The organism is Actinomadura vinacea, assembly GCF_039532545.1.
GTDB classification, from domain to species: Bacteria; Actinomycetota; Actinomycetes; order Streptosporangiales; family Streptosporangiaceae; genus Spirillospora; species Spirillospora vinacea.
In genome coordinates this window covers 127,081-144,215 of the sequence record NZ_BAAARW010000026.1, presented here as the reverse complement: position 1 = coordinate 144,215, position 17,135 = coordinate 127,081, and the positions used below count along the sequence as shown (strand labels likewise).

General features: G+C 71.6%; 15 protein-coding genes. 10 read left to right on the top strand and 5 right to left on the bottom strand.

Annotated elements, in window-relative coordinates; all coding sequences use genetic code 11:
* Window positions 1-276: 276 nt before the first annotated feature.
* A complete protein-coding gene (locus ABD340_RS33720; protein ID WP_344594547.1) occupies window positions 277-2,613 on the bottom strand; it encodes a molybdopterin-dependent oxidoreductase in 2,337 nt (778 codons plus the stop codon).
* 67 nt (window positions 2,614-2,680) lie between these two features.
* Window positions 2,681-3,115, bottom strand: coding sequence for a Fur family transcriptional regulator (locus tag ABD340_RS33715; RefSeq protein WP_344594545.1), 435 nt, complete (start codon window positions 3,113-3,115; stop codon window positions 2,681-2,683).
* Between the two features lie 173 nt (window positions 3,116-3,288).
* On the opposite strand from ABD340_RS33715, the gene ABD340_RS33710 reads away from it, so the two are divergent.
* The 5 genes from ABD340_RS33710 to ABD340_RS33690 all read left to right on the top strand — a co-directional run bounded on the left by ABD340_RS33710 (window position 3,289) and on the right by ABD340_RS33690 (window position 8,124).
* The gene (locus ABD340_RS33710; RefSeq protein WP_344594544.1) at window positions 3,289-4,404 is read left to right on the top strand and encodes a CapA family protein; all 1,116 of its coding nucleotides are present in this window, start codon (window positions 3,289-3,291) and stop codon (window positions 4,402-4,404) included.
* Between the two features lie 119 nt (window positions 4,405-4,523).
* On the top strand, window positions 4,524-5,630 hold the full coding sequence (locus tag ABD340_RS33705; RefSeq protein ID WP_344594543.1) for a CapA family protein: 1,107 nt from the start codon (window positions 4,524-4,526) through the stop codon (window positions 5,628-5,630).
* A 161-nt stretch (window positions 5,631-5,791) separates the two neighbouring features.
* Window positions 5,792-6,889 carry a glycoside hydrolase family 25 protein gene (locus tag ABD340_RS33700; RefSeq protein ID WP_344594541.1) on the top strand — a complete coding sequence of 366 codons (1,098 nt, stop codon included), beginning with the start codon at window positions 5,792-5,794 and terminating at the stop codon, window positions 6,887-6,889.
* A 285-nt stretch (window positions 6,890-7,174) separates the two neighbouring features.
* Window positions 7,175-7,324 (top strand): SH3 domain-containing protein, encoded by a 150-nt coding sequence (locus ABD340_RS33695; RefSeq protein ID WP_344594540.1) that lies wholly within the window; start codon window positions 7,175-7,177, stop codon window positions 7,322-7,324.
* Window positions 7,324-8,124, top strand: coding sequence for a CHAP domain-containing protein (locus tag ABD340_RS33690; protein ID WP_344594539.1), 801 nt, complete (start codon window positions 7,324-7,326; stop codon window positions 8,122-8,124). The genes ABD340_RS33695 and ABD340_RS33690 overlap by 1 nt, the downstream gene beginning before the upstream one ends.
* Before the next feature lie 249 nt (window positions 8,125-8,373).
* Here ABD340_RS33690 and ABD340_RS33685 read toward each other — a convergent pair whose 3' ends face one another.
* The gene (locus tag ABD340_RS33685; RefSeq protein ID WP_344594538.1) at window positions 8,374-9,132 is read right to left on the bottom strand and encodes an SDR family NAD(P)-dependent oxidoreductase; all 759 of its coding nucleotides are present in this window, start codon (window positions 9,130-9,132) and stop codon (window positions 8,374-8,376) included.
* A 151-nt stretch (window positions 9,133-9,283) separates the two neighbouring features.
* On the opposite strand from ABD340_RS33685, the gene ABD340_RS33680 reads away from it, so the two are divergent.
* Window positions 9,284-9,907 (top strand): TetR/AcrR family transcriptional regulator, encoded by a 624-nt coding sequence (locus tag ABD340_RS33680; RefSeq protein ID WP_344594536.1) that lies wholly within the window; start codon window positions 9,284-9,286, stop codon window positions 9,905-9,907.
* Between the two features lie 14 nt (window positions 9,908-9,921).
* Window positions 9,922-10,536, top strand: coding sequence for an LURP-one-related family protein (locus tag ABD340_RS33675; RefSeq protein WP_344594534.1), 615 nt, complete (start codon window positions 9,922-9,924; stop codon window positions 10,534-10,536).
* A 44-nt stretch (window positions 10,537-10,580) separates the two neighbouring features.
* Here ABD340_RS33675 and ABD340_RS33670 read toward each other — a convergent pair whose 3' ends face one another.
* Window positions 10,581-11,633 carry a CE1 family esterase gene (locus ABD340_RS33670; RefSeq protein ID WP_344594533.1) on the bottom strand — a complete coding sequence of 351 codons (1,053 nt, stop codon included), beginning with the start codon at window positions 11,631-11,633 and terminating at the stop codon, window positions 10,581-10,583.
* 154 nt (window positions 11,634-11,787) lie between these two features.
* Between ABD340_RS33670 and ABD340_RS33665 the strand changes: the two genes are divergently transcribed.
* The 3 genes from ABD340_RS33665 to ABD340_RS33655 all read left to right on the top strand — a co-directional run bounded on the left by ABD340_RS33665 (window position 11,788) and on the right by ABD340_RS33655 (window position 15,527).
* Window positions 11,788-12,897 (top strand): ferritin-like domain-containing protein, encoded by a 1,110-nt coding sequence (locus ABD340_RS33665; RefSeq protein WP_344594531.1) that lies wholly within the window; start codon window positions 11,788-11,790, stop codon window positions 12,895-12,897.
* A 301-nt stretch (window positions 12,898-13,198) separates the two neighbouring features.
* A complete protein-coding gene (locus ABD340_RS33660) occupies window positions 13,199-14,335 on the top strand; it encodes a hypothetical protein (protein ID WP_344594530.1) in 1,137 nt (378 codons plus the stop codon).
* A 574-nt stretch (window positions 14,336-14,909) separates the two neighbouring features.
* Entirely contained in the window at window positions 14,910-15,527 is a 618-nt protein-coding gene (locus ABD340_RS33655) for a septal ring lytic transglycosylase RlpA family protein (protein ID WP_344594529.1), read from the top strand.
* A 22-nt stretch (window positions 15,528-15,549) separates the two neighbouring features.
* On the opposite strand, the gene ABD340_RS33650 is transcribed toward ABD340_RS33655, so the two are convergent.
* Entirely contained in the window at window positions 15,550-16,839 is a 1,290-nt protein-coding gene (locus ABD340_RS33650; protein WP_344594528.1) for an alpha/beta hydrolase, read from the bottom strand.
* Window positions 16,840-17,135: the final 296 nt, after the last annotated feature.

The window sequence follows — 17,135 nt, the reverse complement described above, 5'->3', positions numbered from 1 at the left end:
GGCCGTAATGGGACGCTCGGTGCGACACTAGCCCCCGTGTCGGCGTGTAGCCACCCGGGGGACGTCTTGTGCGGTCTCAGGGCGGGCGCCGGGCACCCACAGTGGTGGATACCTACCTATAGGTAGCGAGACCTAAACCCACATTTCGGACGCCTGCTATCCGCCGCCAGGTGCAGCCCTCTGCGTCGGCCCCAGCCTATGCGGGCCTGTCTCGACGTGGCCCAGGTACCGCGCGAGCGCGCTACCTGGCCGGTGATGCGATGCCGAAGGCGAGCGTCATTGGGCAGATCGCGAAGCGATGTCGCGCTCGCACCAAGCACGGTCAGGCGGCGAGCCGCCAGGCGAGCCCCCTGGGCCGGGGTTGAATAAATGCAGCGTCACCGGGACGCCGTTGAACACGGCGGTGCCCGACAGGGGGTCGATCTCGCGTTCGTCGGTGACGGCGTTGACGTTGACGCCCGCGTGCTGCCGGGCCACCTCGGTCCGGGTGCCGGACAGGTCGTGGCCCCAGCCGTGCGGCAGGCTCACGACTCCGGCCATCACGGTGTCGGTGGGCTCGGCGACGGCTTCCAGCGTGCCGGAGCGCGACACCACCCGCACGACGTCGCCGCCGCCGATGCCCAGGCGTTCGGCGTCGGACGGGTTGAGCTGCAGCGTGCAGGTGTTGGATCCGCGCACCAGTTCGGGGACGTTGTGCAGCCAGCTGTTGTTGGAGCGCAGGTGGCGGCGGCCGATGAGCAGCATCGCGGCGGGGTCGCGGTCGCGGTCGCGGTCGCCGTCGAGTGCGGCGCGGAGCCGGTCGGCGTCGGCGGCGAACGACGGCGGGCACAGCTCGATGTGCCCGGACGCGGTGCACAGCACCTCGTCCAGGCGCGGTTTGAGGGCGCCCAGGTCGAGCCCGTGGGGGTGTTCGGTGCGCAGGCGGGTCAGGGTGAGGCCGGCGGGGTCGGCGCCGAAGCCGTCGCCGTACGGGCCGAGCCGCAGCATCATGTCGAGGCGCTGCTCGGTTCTGGTGGCCGCGCCGTCCTTCAGCATCTTGCGCAGTTCTTCGGGCCGGCGGCCGTGCACAGGGGAGCCGGGTGCGTTGACGGCCTTGTGCAGCGTGTCGAAGATGACTATCTCGTCGAGCGCGGCCGGGTCGTCGTCCAGTCCGGCGGCGGCCACCACCAGCTGGGCGAGGATGTCCGACTCGGCGGGACGGCCGGCGGGCAGCGGCACGGCGGGCGGTGAGTAGCGCACGTAGTCGCGGACGGCGAAGCCGAGCAGCGCCAGGTCGTAGTGCGGTGTGTGCACGGGCCGGGGCGGCGGCAGCACGACGTCGGCGTGCCGGGTGGTCTCGTTGAGGTACGGGTCGACGCTGACCATGAACTCCAGGCCGTCCAGGGCCCGGTCGAGCCGGGTGCCGTTCGGGGTGGACAGCACGGGGTTGCCGCCGATGGTGATGAGCGCGCGGATCTGGCCTTCGCCCGGCGTCTCGATCTCGTCGGCCAGCGTGGCGACCGGCAGCTCGCCGAAGACCTCGGGCAGGCCGCGGACCCGGCTGCGCCACCGGGCCGTGGTGAACGGGCGCCGCGCGCGGTAGACGGCCGTGTGGGCGGGGCGGGGGAACATCGCGCCGCCCTCCCGGTCGAGGTTCCCGGTCATGACGTTGAGGACGTCCACCAGCCAGCTGTTGAGCGTCCCGTACGCCTGGGTGCAGGTGCCGATGCGGCCGTAGACGGCGGCCCTGCCGGCGGCGGCGAGCTCGCGTGCCATGCGGCGGATGACGGGGGCGGGGACGCCGGTGACGGGCGCGACGCGTTCGGGTGTGAAGTCGACGACGAGGGCGCGCAGGTCGTCCAGACCATGGATGCGGCCGGCCAGGTGCGCGGGCTCGGTGGCGAGTTCCTCGGCGAACAGCGTGCGGACCAGCGCCATCAGCAGGTACGCGTCGGTGCCCGGACGGATGAAGACGTGCTCGTCGGCGAGCGCGGCGGTGCGGGTGCGGCGCGGGTCGACGACGGTGACCTTGCCGCCGCGCGCCCGGATGGCCTTGAGCCGTCCGGGGAAGTCGGGCGCCGAGCACAGGCTGCCGTTGGACTCCAGCGGGTTCGCGCCCAGCATCAGCAGGTGGTCGGTGCGGTCGAGGTCGGGCACGGGGATCGCCAGCGGGTCGCCGAACATGTAGCCGCTGCTCACGTGCTTGGGCATCTGGTCGGCGGTGCTGGCGCTGTAGACGTTGCGGGTGCCGAGGCCCCTGATGATGGCCGCGACGTAGAGGGGCCCAGCGATGGAGTGCGCGGTGGGGTTGCCGATGTACACGGCGACCGAGTCTTTGCCGTACCGCTCCGCGACCTGCCTGATGCCGCGCCGGACGGCCGTGAACGCGTCGTCCCAGCCCGCGGCGGGGACGTGGCTTCCGTCGGGGTCGCGCAGCAGCGGTGCGTCCAGGCGGTCAGGGTCGCCGTTGAGCCGTCCCAGGGTGGCGCCTTTGGGGCAGATGAATCCCTTGCTCAACGGGTCGTCGCGGTCGCCGCGCACGCCGGTCACCGCACCGGAGTCGTCGAGCGTCAGTTCCAGGCCGCAGAGGGCTTCACAGAGGGGACACGTGCGGTAAGCCGTACGGCTGCCCATCGAGACACTCCTTGGGACCGGGACCGTATTAATAATGGCGCGCTTTCCGAAGGTGCGCCAAGCGCCGTCAGCCTCGATCCGGGCGGCAGGCCGGGCACAGGCCCCAGAACACGACCTCGGCCACGTCGACCATGAAGCCGGTGGCGCTCGCCGCGTCCAGGCAGGGCGCCTCACCGATGACGCGGTCGACGTCCTCGACCGTTCCGCAGCTCCGGCAGGCGAGGTGGTGATGGTCGTCGCCGACGCGGCCTTCGAAGCGGACCGGGCCGCCCGCCGGCTCGATCCGGCGCACCAGGCCGGCCGCGGTCAGGGCGTGGAGGGCCTCGTACACCGCCTGGAGGGAGATGTGGCCGACGCGGTCGCGCACTCCGGCGGCGATCGCCTCGACGCCGAGGTGGTCGCCGGCGCGGACGGTCTCCAGGAGCGCGACCCTGGCGGCGGTCACCCGCAGGCCGGCCGCGCGCAGCTCATCGGCGGCGTTCAGGGTTCCGGACGCGGTCATGCGATCAACCTACCGGCCTAAACCAGAATGATTCAAGAGAGCAAATGATTCCAGTTTGGCCGGAACCGGAGTGTCCGGGGGCGGCATGAACTTCCCCGTGATCGGCGGCATCCAAGCGGACGAACGGCCATCGACCGGTACAAGACCGGTCATCGACTCCGGGGGAGGCCGCGATGCGGGAGCGACGCCGTCGCACGGGACGGTCGACCGCCTTGGCGGCGGGGCTGGCGCTGGTCACCGGCACGGCACTGCTGGCCGGCGGCGTCGCGGTCACTCTGCTCGTCGGCGGCGGAGCGGACGGGGGCGGGGACGGCCGCGGGGGCGGCTCCGGCGCCAAGACCCCCTTCACCGTCGCGTTCGGCGGGGACGTGCACTTCGAGGGGATGCTGCGGGCCCGGCTGGACGCCGCACCCGACACCGCGCTCGGGCCGGTGGCCGAGCAGCTCAAGCGGGCCGACCTGGCCATGGTCAACCTGGAGACGGCGGTCACGGCGGGCGGCGCGCAGGCGCCCAAGCAGTTCGCGTTTCGGGCGCCGCCGACCGCGTTCCGCGCGCTCAAGTCGGCCGGGGTGGACGTGGCCACGATGGCCAACAACCACGGCATGGACTTCGGCGAGACCGGCCTGCGCGACTCGCTGGCGGCCGGGCGCCAGGCCGGGATGCCGCTGGTCGGGATCGGGAACAACGCCGCTGAGGCGTACAAGCCGTACACGACGACGGTGAAGGGTGCCAAGGTCGCGGTCATCGGCGCCACCCAGGTGCTGGACGACAACCTGGTCCAGGCGTGGACCGCCACCGACGCCAAGGCGGGGCTCGCCTCGGCCAAGAACGCGCCGCGGCTCGTCCAGGCGGTTCTGGCGGCGCGCAAGGACGCGGACGTGGTCATCGTCAACCTGCATTGGGGGCAGGAGCTGAACTCCTGTGCGACGCCCGTCCAGCGGCAGCTCGCCTCGCAGCTGGCGGACGCGGGGGCGGACGCCGTCGTCGGCAGCCACGCGCACGTGCTCCAGGCCGGTGGCTACCTGAAGAAGTCCTACGTCCATTACGGGCTCGGCAACTTCGTCTTCTACAACTCGGCCGGGCGTACGGCGCAGAGCGGCGTTCTCACACTGACGTTCGACCCGCGGCCGGAAGGGGACGGCCGGAGCCGGGTCGGCAAGGCCGACTGGGCACCCGCTGTGATCGCGAACGGGCTGCCGCGGCCGCTTTCGGGGGCCGCGGCGCAGAATGCCCGGACCCGCTGGGAATCGCTGCGTACCTGCGCCGACGTCCGTCCGGGCCCGTCCTGAACCGGCCACGGATGTTTCACGTGGATCCGGTACGCTCACGCACGGTGATCGCGGGTGGGGGCGGCCCCGCCGGGCGCGTCGTGGGATGCTGTCCCGAGCGATGACGAGGGGGACTCGGGATGCGCAGGAACATCATCGTGGCGACGGCGCTCGGGGGAGCGGCCTTTCTGGCGGTGGCCGCCGCGGGATGCGGCGGGGACTCGGGCGCGCCGAAGGCCCAGGGCGCTACCGGGGCGAGCACGCCCCCCGCCATCAAGAGCGGACCCGTGGCCGGGTCCGGCGCGCCCGCGGCCAAGCAGCCGATCACCCTCGCTTTCGGCGGTGACGTGCATTTCGAGGGCGTCCTGCGGCCCCGGCTGGCCGCCCCCTCCACCGCGCTCGGCCCGATCGCGCGCACGCTCAAAGCCGCCGACCTGGCCATGGTCAACCTGGAGACCGCCATCACGACCGGTGGTACGAAGGCGCCCGGCAAGGAGTTCACCTTCCGCGCGCCGCCGTCGGCGTTCGCGGCCCTGAAGGCGGCCGGGATCGACGTCGCGTCCATGGCCAACAACCACGGCATGGACTACATGGAGGCCGGGCTGCGCGACTCGCTCAAGGCGATCAAGGCGAGCGGGTTCCCGACCGTGGGCATCGGACGGGACGCCGCCGAGGCGTACAAGCCGTACCGGACGACCGTGAAGGGCAACCGGCTGGCCGTCGTCGGCGCCACCCAGGTGCTGGACGACCACCTCATCCCGGCGTGGACGGCGACCGACACCAAGGGCGGGCTGGCCTCGGCGAAGGACGTCGAGCGGATGGTCCAGGCCGTACGGGACGCGCGCAAGGGCTCCGACGTGGTGATCGTCCACCTGCACTGGGGGCAGGAGATGGCGACGTGCCCGCTGCCCCGGCAGAAGGAGCTGGCGCAGCGGCTCACCGAGGCGGGCGCGGACGTGATCGTCGGCGGGCACGCGCACGTGCCGCAGGGCGGCGGCTACATGCACGGCACCTACGTCCACTACGGGCTGGGCAACTTCGTCTTCTACTCCGCCAGCGGCCCGACCGCGAACTCCGGCGTGCTGGTGCTGCGCGTCCAGAACGGCAAGGTCACGGCCGACAAGTGGAAGCCGGCCCGCATCTCCGGCGGCCTGCCCCGGCTCCTGAACGGGGCCGCGGCGGCGGCCGAGTCCAAGCGGTGGACGGCGCTGCGCGGCTGCAGCGGACTGTCGGCCCGTCCTTCGTAAGATTCCCAAACATTCCTTCGGACCAGGTAGGACTGGCCATTCCCGTTAGCCCGCCATGCTCGTGAAGGTGTGACCTTTCCCTTTTCTCCCCCTGATCTCAGTCGCGGTCCCTATCGTGGCGGCTGCCCCGCCAAGACATCGCGACACAAGGGAGGACCGCTATGCCGCTTTTCGGCGTGGACGTGGCCTCATATCAGGGGAATCCGTCCTGGTCGAAGGTGCACGACTCCGGGATCCGGTTCGCCTTCAGCAAGGTGACCGAGGACACCGACTACACCAATCCCACCTGGGCCCACAACCGGTCCGGGATGCTGGCGCTCGGCGACGACTTCCTGCCGGGCGCCTACCACTTCCTGCACGGCGGCAGCGGCGCGGCACAGGCGCGCTACTTCCTGTCCAAGGCGGGTGACGTCAGCGGGCTGGCCGTGGCGCTGGACGTCGAGGCGTCCGGCGCCGACGCGGCCACAGCCCGCGCCTGGGTCGCCGAGTTCAAGGACCGCACCGGCGGCCACCCGGTGTTCGGCTACTTCCCCCGCTGGTACTGGGAGCAGCAGGGCCGGCCCGACCTGTCGTTCTTCGACACGATCTGGCAGAGCCACTACGTGGAGGGAACCGGCTCGGCCTCGGCGCTGTACGAGAAGGTCCCCGCCTCGTGGTGGAGCTCCTTCGGCGGCGAGCCGATCAGCGTCCTGCAGTTCTCCAGCAGCGCGAGTGTGCCGGGCATCTCCGGGCGCTGCGACATCAACGCCTACCGCGACAGCCTGAACGAACTGAGGGCGCTCGCCCTCGGGACCGGCGAGGAGGATGACATGCCGCTCCGTACCAGCCTCGGCAAGACCCAGGCCCAGGAGCTGAGGTGGGGCGAGTTCGTCGCCCTCAGCTGGGACGCCGAGCACGCCGACCCGGCGAACGCGCACGGGGGCGGGAACTTCCCCGGCTATGTCGCGCCGCTGACCTCGTGGGCCGACCTCAACGTCTCGGTGCGTGTGGAGGGTCTGGCGCCCGGCGACGAGTACCAGCTCCGGTACGAGGTGCACGACTGGGCGAACGGGCAGAGCACCGCCCGCTGGGACGAGATCCACGCCGACCACCCGGCGACCCAGGGCGTGCAGATCGTCACCGGGTCGATGAGTAAAGGGCTGACCAAGGGGCAGCACGTTTACGCCGCGATCGCGGTGTACCCGGCGGGCGACGCGCCCGGCGACCGGCCGGTGCCGCGCGCGGTGTCCGGCCGCATCACCGTCCGCCAGGACCGCTGACCGGCCGGGGGGCGGCTGCGCCGGCGCCGCCGTCCCCGGCCGGGTGTGGTGCGCCGATCGGCAATGTGCCGGTCGGCCGCCGCCGCATGGCGTCGAAAGGCGATTTATTGCGGTTGTGGAGTATCTGACCGAACTCGTGGGTGAACGGCGGATGAGCGTAAGCCGTACCCCCCGGTATGCGCGGCGCCGTGCCGGATAGTCGCGAAGGGCGACCGGGTGAAGTCCGGCATCGGAGGCCGGCATCGAATTCCGAACATTGAGGTTCCGAACTGGGATGTGGAAGAGATGAGCGAGAACGAGGCCGCTCTGGTCGAGCGCGACGTGGACCGCAATCCGGACGCGCATCGCGCCACCGAGCCCGACGAGGAACAGATCCTGCGCGAGCTGTACGGCGAACCTGACGCCGACGGCGTCTTCCGGGGAGAGGCGGCCTGATGGCCTCCGCTGCCGGGATGCTCGCCGAGGCCCGCAAGTCGCTGGGCATGTCCGGGCGTCCCAACACCATCACGCGCGAATACGCCTCCCGCCACGGCGACGAGTTCCTGCGCGCCGCCTGGTGCGACATGGCGGTCACCTACTGGGCGCGGCACTCGGGCAACGCCAAGGCCGTGCTCCCCTCCGGCGACCGCGCCTACACCGTCTGGCACGCACAGGACTTCCAGAAGATCGACCAGTGGTACAGCGGCACCACTGCCAACGTCGACAAGGCCCGTCCCGGCGACATCGTGTTCTTCGACTGGGGCGAGTCCAACTCCGTCGGCGCCATCGACCACGTGGGCGTGGTCGAGAAGGTCCTCGGCGGCGGACGGCTCCAGACCATCGAGGGCAACACCAGCGACCAGTGCCTGCGCAGGGTCCGCTCTTCAGCGGCGATCGCCGGCCTCGGGCGCCCGGACTACCAGGAGGACGACATGCCACTGTCCAACGAGGACCTGCAGAAGATCCGCGACATCGTGTGGAACACCGACACCGCTCCGGCGCCGGGCGGTTCCGCCGCCGGCAACCCGACGTGGCGGCACGTGAACATCGTGCGCGACACCTATTCGAGCGTCCAGCAGGTCAAGGCCGCGGTGGCGGCGCTGGCGGCGCAGTCCCCGGCGGGCGCCCAGCCGGCGATCGCGCAGAGCGTGCTGGCCGGGCTGCCCCCGGAGGCCGTCGTGGACGCCGTGGCGGCGCTGCCGCCGGAGAACGCCCAGAAGATCCTCGACGGCCTCCGCGACCGGCTGGGCTACTGACGGCTGTGTTTTTTGCAATCCCGGCCCAGGGCGCTCGCCTGGCGGGCTGTGTTTATTTCAATCCCGGCCCAGGGCGCTCGCCTGGCGGGCTGTGTTTATTTCAATCCCGGCCCAGGGCGCTCGCCTGGCGGCTCGCACCCTGACCGTGCTTGGTGCGAGCGCGACATCGCTTCGCGATCTGGCCGGTGAGGCTCGCCTCCGGCGTCGCCCCACCGGCCAGGTAGCGCGCTCGCGCGGGACCTGAGGGCCCTAGGACGAGTCGGCCATGAGGAGGTAGCCGCCGTCGACGGCGATCCGAGCCCCGGTGACGGCCTGGAGCCCGCCGCGGTCGAGTCCGCCCTCGACCGCGGCGGCGATCGCCCTGGCGACGTCCTCGGGCTCGAGGACACGGCCCAGCACGGACCGTCCGGCGATGGCGGCACGCCGCTCGGGTGTGAGGACCGCGGCGGTGGCCTCGGTGGCGACCGCGGCGGGCGCGATCGTGTTGACGGTGATCCCGTGCGGGGCCGCCTCCAGCGCCACGTGGCGTGCGAACGCCTCCAGTGCCGCCTTGGCGGACGAGTGCGCGATGGCGCCGGGGCTGGTGAGCGCGGCGCTGACGCTGGAGACGTACACGATGGTCCCGGCGCGGCGCTCGCGCATCTGGGCCAGCGCGTGGCGGCTGACATGGAACGCGGCGGCCAGCTCGCCGTGCAGCTTGCCGTGGAACATCTCCCAGGTCATGGACTCCAGCGGTCCGAACGGCGGCTGCTGGTTGGCGTTGCAGACCAGCGCGTCGAGGGGCGGGCAGGCGTCGAGGAGGGCGTCCACCTGGACGGGGTCGCACACGTCGGCCCGGACGGCGCGGGCCGTGCCGCCGGCGGCCTCGATGTCCTTCACCACCGCGGCCGCGGAGTCGGCGTCGCGGACGTAGTTGACGATCGTGTGGAAGCCGCGGCGGGCGAGTTCGCGCGCGGTGGCGGCGCCGATTCCTCGGCCCGCTCCCGTGATCAGTGCGGTCCGGCTCATGGTGTCCCTTCGTGACGTCGGTGCTGAGCTAACTATAAGAAAGCTCATAACCAGAAGTCAGTCCGGGTGCCGGTTCGGGCAGAAGATTGACAGCGGTGGCGGAGATGGCGATCGTCCCGTATCGGGCCCGGAAGAGGCGACAATGGGGGGCGTGACCGAGATCCGCACCCCGCTCCGCCGCCGCCCCGCCCAGCGCCGCAGCGCCGAACGCGTCCAGCGGATGCTCGACGCGTGCGCGGAGATCCTCGACGAGAACGGCTACGACGGGCTCACCACCACCCGGATCGCGCAGCGCGCCGAGGTCGCGATCGGCTCGGTCTACCAGTTCTTCCCCGACAAGCGGGCGGTGGCGCAGGCGCTGGCGCTGCGCAACCTGGAGGAGTTCGGACGGCGGATCGCGCGGCGGCTGGCCGAGGGCGGCTTCACCGACTGGACGGACACGGTCGGCGCCATCATCGACATCTTCGTCGACATGCACCGCACCGTTCCGGGCTTCCGCGAGCTGCGCTTCGGCGATGTCGCCGACACCAACCTGCTCGACGCCGCCAGCGACAACAACTCCGTGGTCGCCGGGCTGCTGCGGCAGCTGATCGTGGAGAACTTCGCCGTCGCCGACACCCCTGAACTGGCACGGGCGCTGGCCATCTCGGTGGAGGCCGGGGACGCGGTGCTCAAGCTGGCCTTCCGCCGCGACCCGAACGGCGATCCGGAGATCCTCGCGGAGGCTGAACGGCTCCTGCACGGGTATCTCGCCGCGCACATCCACGACGATTGACGAGGGGGCACACGGTGGACGACGCGACGAGCGGCGACGGACGGCTCCAGGAACAGAACCGGTTCCTGATCCGGCAGCGGCTGCGCCTGATGGTCAACCAGTACGAGGTGCGAGCCGAGGACCCCGGCGGCTCGGAGGGCGAACTGGTCGCGTTCGCGCAGCAGAAGCGGCTGGCGTTCAAGGAGCAGGTCACGCTTTACGCCGACGACGCCAAGACGCGTCCCGTCATCGGGTTCAAGGCCCGCAAGCGGATCGACCTCGCCGCGACCTACGACGTCACCGACGGGGGCGGGCGGCCCATCGGGCTCTTCCGCAAGGACTTCAAGCGCTCCCTGCTCGCGTCCACCTGGCATCTGGAGCGGCCCGACGGGCGGGTGACGACCGGCACCGAGCGCAACAAGTTCGTGGCGGTCGTGCGGCGCGTGTGGGGCGTCATCCCGTACGTCGACAGCCTGCCGTTCGCGTGGCCGTACCACTTCGACTTCCGCACCGGCGACCGGCCCGCCTTCTCGGTGGGGAAGAAGTTCTCCCTCCGCGACCGGTACGTCGTCGACATCAAGGACCCGGATCTCGACCGCCGCCTGGTCATCGCCCAGGCCATCGCCCTGGACGCGCTTCAGTCGCGCTAGCGGGCATTGGGGAGTGAGGCGGCAGCAGCGAGATGCGCCGCCGCTCAGTCCCTGCCTGCTGCGCGGCTGGGTACCGGGGTGGCGGACGGGGGTGTGCGGGAGAAGGCGTCCAGGATGGTCGTGGTGGCGTTGATTTGCGCGGTGGTGCGGCCCAGGCCGAGGGGAAGCGTCCCCGGCCATGTGTGGCCGCCGCCTGCCACGGTGTAGAGGTCCAGCCGGACGCCGCCCTTGCAACCCGGGTGGCTCAACTGCGTGACCTCGCGGCCGCCGGGTACGGCGCGCACGCTGCCCGTCCCGCAGCCGAGGACGCGCGCCCACTGCGCGGCGAGCTCAGTGACGGGCGGCAGGTCGAAGGCGCCGTCGATTGGGCGCATCCACAACGGGATCTGGCCGCGGTTTCCACCGAAAGGCTCGCCGCCCTGGTACGGGATGATGCGGTCGGCCGTGCCGTGGAAGGCCACGATCGTCGTCGGACGGGCGCCGGCACACGGCCTGGCCAGGTTGAGGCCTGCGATCGGGGCGACTCCCGCGAGCCGTCCGTTCAGGCCGCAGACCAGTGCGGTCGACAGGCCCGCTCCGTTGGAGAACCCGGTGGCGAACTCGCGCGAACGGTCGACGCACAGCGTGCTCTCCAGGTGGTCGAGCAGCCGGCCCATGTAGGCGACGTCAGCTGAGCCGTCGTGCATGCCGGGCAGCTTCCAGCCCTGCCGGCCGGGGGCGCTGTCGGGTTCGACGACGATGAAGCCGCGCGCGGAGCCGACGTTCGCCATCTGGCTGTAGACCGCTTGCTGGAAGGCGTTGGAGTGCAGCCCGTGCAGGTCGAGGATCAGTGGGGCGGGCGTGCGGCCGTTGCCGTTCGGCTGCTTCAGCAGGTACGACCGGCCGCCGAAGGTGAGCGGTCCGGTCGCGGAAGGGGGTGCGGGCGTGCGGCATCCCGTGCTCGGGACGGTCCGGCGTCCGGCGGGTGCGCTCGGCGGCGGGGCTGTGGCGCGGCCGGCACCGCGTTCGGTCCGTTCGTCGGACCCGCCTGGGAGCGCGGTGCAGCCGCTGAGGGCGAGGGCGGCGAGGGCGAGTGCGGCGGCGGGCGGACGTCGCATCGTCCGATCGTACGGTCCGGGTCGTGCGCGCGGCGCGGTGCGCATTCGGGTATGGCCAAAAGGGTCTTTACATGTTACGAAAGGATGTAAAGCGGTGGGCGGTGCGGCACCCCCCGGCGCACCGTGGCGCCGAATCGTTGAGGAGGCTTCCCCCGTGAGTTCTCATCACCTCTACTCCAGCCCCGTCCCAGGGGATACCTGGAACGTCGCGATGGCCGGCGACACCCGTTTCACCTGGGAGTACGACGGCGGCCGCGACCGACTGCTGAGCCTGTACCAGAAGGGCAAGGACAAGCAGTGGGACGCGGAGAAGCGCATCGACTGGGATCTGGAGGTCGACCGGAACAACGTCGCCGGCCTGCCGGAGAGCTTCAACCCGCTGTTCGGCTCCGAGATCTGGGACCGGATGTCGGAGCAGGAGCGCGAGGAGTTCGGCCGGCACCAGGGCGCCTGGCTGTTCAGCCAGTTCCTGCACGGCGAGCAGGGCGCGCTCAACGTCTCGGCCCGGATCGTGCAGTCGGTGCCCGACCTGGACTCCAAGTTCTACGCCGCGACCCAGACCATGGACGAGGCGCGGCACGTCGAGCTCTACACGAAGTTCGTGCACGAGAAGATCGGGATGTACTACCCGATCAACCAGGACCTGGCCAAGCTGCTCGCCGAGTCGCTGGAGGACAGCCGGTGGGACCTGCCCTACCTCGGCATGCAGGTGCTCATCGAGGGGCTGGCCCTGGCCGCGTTCGGGCTCTACCGCGACATGTCCACCAACCCGCTGGTCAAGCAACTGCTGGCGTACGTCATGCAGGACGAGGCGCGGCACGTCGCGTTCGGCCGGCTGGCGCTCAAGGACTACTACGCGGAGCTGACCGAGAAGGAGCGGGCGGAACGCGAGGAGTTCGTCGTCGAGGGCTGCTACCTGATGCGCGACCGTTTCAAGGGCCGCGAGATCTACGAGACGCTCGACATGCCGGTCGACAAATGCATGGAGTACGTCAACAACTCCGAGATGTACACCCTCTACCAGTCGCTGCTGTTCAGCCGGATCGTTCCGTGCGTGCGCGATATCGGCCTGTGGGGCGACAAGGTGCGGGCGGCCTACGACGACATGGGCGTGCTGGACAACGCCAAATCCGACCTCGAGGCCCTCATGCGGCAGGACGAGGAGATCGCGGAGCGGGTCGACGAGGAGAAGTACGCCCGCGAGCTGGCCGCGCGCAAGCAGGAGGTCGGCGAGGCCATCGCGCTCGGCGAGGCGTCCGGGTGAGCCCGGGGTGAGCCGGGAGTGAGGCTTGGGCGTCCGCCGTGCGGGGCGGACGCCGCCGGGGACGCCCGGCCGGTCGCGGTGACCGGCCGGGCGTCCCTCTTTCGTTCCGAAAATGCGGCCATCTGCCGGTAATTTGCGGTGCACCTCCGTAGATCGTTCTTTCTGTTCACCATTTCCTTGCACAATTCCCGGTGCCCATCGCCGGTCTGTACTAACGTCCCCGCACGACGCGCAGCAGCTCATCAGGAAATCCCCGGGGGGAAGTATGAACCGTTCACTGCCATATCTGCGGAGAGTGTCCGTGATCGCGCCGGCCGCGATCGCGGTCGCCGCGCTCACCGCCGCCGTTCCGGCCGCCGCCGACGCGAGTCCGGTCGACAAGCTCTCCAATGACCTTTCCAAGAAGACCGTCAACGGGAGCCTTCCCGGGCAGGTGGCCGACGCCGCCCAGCCGCTCGTGCGGGTCCCGGCGACGCTCGTGCACGATGTGCTCAACGCCAAGCCCGGCCTGGCCTCGGTCAACCCCGGCGGCTCCAGGGCTCGGCTCGGCTCCGGCACGCTCCGCACCGCGCACGGCGACCTGCGCTTCAAGAGCCTGACCGCGCGCTGCGAGAAGGGCCTGGACGGTGTGGTCCGCGGCGTCACCGAGATCGACCCGGAGGTCGCGCTGACCGGCTCGCTGACCCGGGTGCCGACCGCCCCGCCGGCCAACTTCCGGGTGCCGCTCGCCTCCAAGGGGCCCGCCGCCACCCTGAACAAGCAGGTCCGCGACGCCACCGGCGCGCTCACCGTCACCGGCGCCAGCATCACCGACCAGGCCGGGGTCACCCGCGACTTCGGCGTCGCCCGCTGCGCGGGCAACCTTCGGGCGGACGTGACCGGTGCCGGTGCCCGCAAGCGGCCCGAGCCGAAGGAGAAGGAGTCGCTCACCGACCGCACCATCCGGTCGCTCGGCGACCTGGTCAGCCTCGCGCAGCTCGGGCAGATCCCGGGCCTGCAGGCGTTCAGTGTCCCGGGTCTGCCCGGGTCGGGAGGCTCGAAGGCGGACATCTCGCACAAGGACCCGTCGGCCGGTGCGCCGCAGGGCGGCGGCGGCCCCGCGGCGGGCCCGCCGAAGCCGAAGTCTCCGAAGGCGAAGAGCCCGAAGGCCAAGTCTCCGAAGGCCAAGACCTCGAAGGCCAAGTCTCCCAAGGTGAAGGCGCCGCAGGCCAAGGTGCCGGAGGTGAAGGCGCCGCACGCCGGCGCGCCGCGTCCGGCCAACGCGGGCAACCAGCCCCGGCCCGCGCATCGGATCGCGTACGCCCCGGCGCCGGGCGGGCTGCTGCCCTATGAACTCGCCACCACCGTGACCGGCATGCCGGGCCAGGTCGCCGGGACGGTCCCGCCGGCGCCCGGCGGGATCCTCGGCGGCGCGCCGGGGCTGCCGCTGGTCGGGTAGCCCAGAGCGGCGGGCCCGCCGGCGCCGGCTCACCGCCGGCGGGCTCGCAGGTCAGGACGTCGCGAGGGGCGTCCCGCGGATGTCACGGCATCCGGCGGGGCGCCCCTTCGGCATTTCCCGAAAATGATCACTTCGGCTGGATTTATCGATCCGAGATCGACACCGGCTTGACGGTAAAGACGATCTTCATGCATGATCACCCAATGTGCGCGATCAACTCCGCAGTGCAAAAATAGGGGTGACAAACCCCACAAACTCCTGCACATTTGCTGAGTTCGCTTGGAACTCGACGTACGGTCTGGGACTTGTGTGCGGCTTCGATATGACGATGTTCGAGCTCAAGTGAAGAGACCGGAAGCCGCACCGGCCGGACGCCGAATACCGCGATGACGCGGAAGGCGCCCTTATCGGGGGCGTGGCGACGGGCGCCCCGGGACTGTTCCCCGGTGGGCCGGCCCGTGCGCGGCGCATGAGTTCGGGGGACACGACGTCGCCCGGACGCGCTGTGCGAATGAGACGGCGGTGATCAAACGCCGGGCGTCCGGGGACCTGTCCCCGACCAAAGGACTTTTTTGTGGGTAAGTCCGCAAAGCATCGTCCCAAGATCCGCAACCGTTCCGTCTTCGTCGCCTCCGGCGCGGCCGTGGTCGTGCTCGGGGCGGGTGGATTGGCTCTCGCGGAGGTCACGTCCGGCGGCTCCGCGGGTTCCGCCGGCGCCACGAAGGGCGCGCCGGACGGCACCGCGGCCCAGGCCGATCCGCCTCGGGCGGTCCCGTCCAGGGCCAGCCGGGACGGCGACCGTACGGCCACCCCGGAGCCGTCTCCGAGCCGGACCGCCACGGCGTCCTCGAAGTTGGAGCGCAAGGCGAAGGCGAAGCCGAAGAAGCCCTCGTACAAGGTGGTCAGGTCCGGCTCCTGCAAGGCCTCCTACTACTGGCAGGGGCAGATGACCGCCAGCGGCGAGCGCTTCGACCCGGGCGCGCTCACCGCCGCGCACAAGACGCTGCCGCTGGGCTCCAAGGTGCGGGTCACCAACAAGAACAACGGCCGTTCGGTCATCGTCCGCATCAACGACCGGGGCCCGTACGCGGGCGGCCGCTGCCTGGACCTGTCCAAGGCGGCGATGACGAAGGTCCGCGGCACCGGCGCCGGGGTGATCCCGGTCCGCTACCAGGTGCTCGAACGCGCCTGAGCCGCCGTCAGGGCGTCCGGGGTCAGTTCCGGCGGCCCATGCCGCCCCCCGCGGCCTCCAGGGCGGATCCGTCGAAGCGCACCAGCGCCGTGCCCGGCGCAGTGCCCTCGCGGCCGGCCCAGGAGGTCGCGGTCGGCGGCGGCTGCGACAGGCCCGCGGGCCGCTCGCCCATCGGGCTGCGGACCGCACCGAAGCCCATGCCCGTACCCGGTGCCAGGCCCTCGCCGGCCCCGGTCGCGGACGGGAAGCCGTGCCCGGCGTCGAGCCCGGCCTCGAAGCCGGTCTCGGACCCCGGCTCGCGGCCGCCGGTCAGGGACCCGGCCGGCGGCCGGTACACGGGCTGCGTGACCGCTTCGGGGGGCCGTCCGACCGGGACGCCCTCCACCAGGTCCGCGGCGGGGGTGCCAGTCTCGGGCGCGACCGCTTCGGTCGCGGGCCCCCCGGCGTCGTCGGGCTCGGTCAGCACGGCCACGCGCTCGCGGAACCAGTCGGTGAGCACCCCGTCCACCCGGACCGCCTCGGTGGTCGGCGGCTGCGCGTCGGTGCCGGGCTGGGCCGCCATGGCGTGGCCCATCCGGAACGTGGCGGCCTCGACCGCGTTGAGGCCGTGCTCGCGGAGCCGGTCGCGCAGCTCGGTGATCTCCAGGGACGACACCACGCGGTCCTTGGCGCCCGCGATCAGCAGCACCGCGGCGTCCCCGGCGGCGATCTCCGCGGCGCGCGGGGCGAGGTCGAGGCGTTCGGCGGCGGCGGTCGCGGCGTCGTCCCAGTCGCGCTCGCCGCCCGCGAGCCGCTCCAGCGAGGCGGCGGCGCGGGCGGGCGACAGCACGGGGGTGACCAGCGCGGCGGCGCTCACCGGCACGGTGCCGCGGGCCAGCGCGTGCAGCGCCACCGACGCGCCCACCGAGAACCCGGCCAGGCCGACCGGCCCGTCCTCGAGCCCGAGGTCGGCGCGGAGCTCGGCGAGCACGGCGGGCAGGCCGTCGACGGCGGTCTCGACCGCCGCCGCGTAGGCCGCCATGCCCCGGCTCTCCAGCAGCGCGCCGGAGCCGAGGCCCTCAAGCGGCGCGCCGTCCGCGGGCGACAGCTCCAGGTAGACCCGCCAGGTCGGCACGCCGGTCAGCGGCATCGCGGCGGCCAGCGCGGCCCCGGAGCGGGGCGGGTCGAAGCCCGGCCAGGCGAGGATGAGACGGGTGGGTCCGGACGGGCGGGCGTCGACGGCGGTGGGCGGGAGAGCGAGGTACGCGGTGCCCGCGGCGGTCCCGTGGACGGGTCTTCCGGCTTCCGGCAGGGTGGGGCGATCGCCGCTCATGTTCTGGGTCAGCTCCTGCTGTGCTCGGCAATAGTGCTGGATCGCACTCGTCTGTGCTGCTGGAGGGATGAGCCCCCAGCTCCCCCGGACAAGTGGACCGACCGAAACTCGTCACTGGCTGTACTCCGCTCCGGGCGTCGGTCGGTTCAGAGAGCCGGCGCACTCCCCGTGGACCCGGAGGTTCCCTCCCCATGCTTTCAAGGGACGGCTGAAAATGCGCCCGAATCCCCGCAGCTCGCCCACGAGAGTGATGAAGACCTCACCTGTCGTAACCCAAGTGAGACCGTGCGACCCTC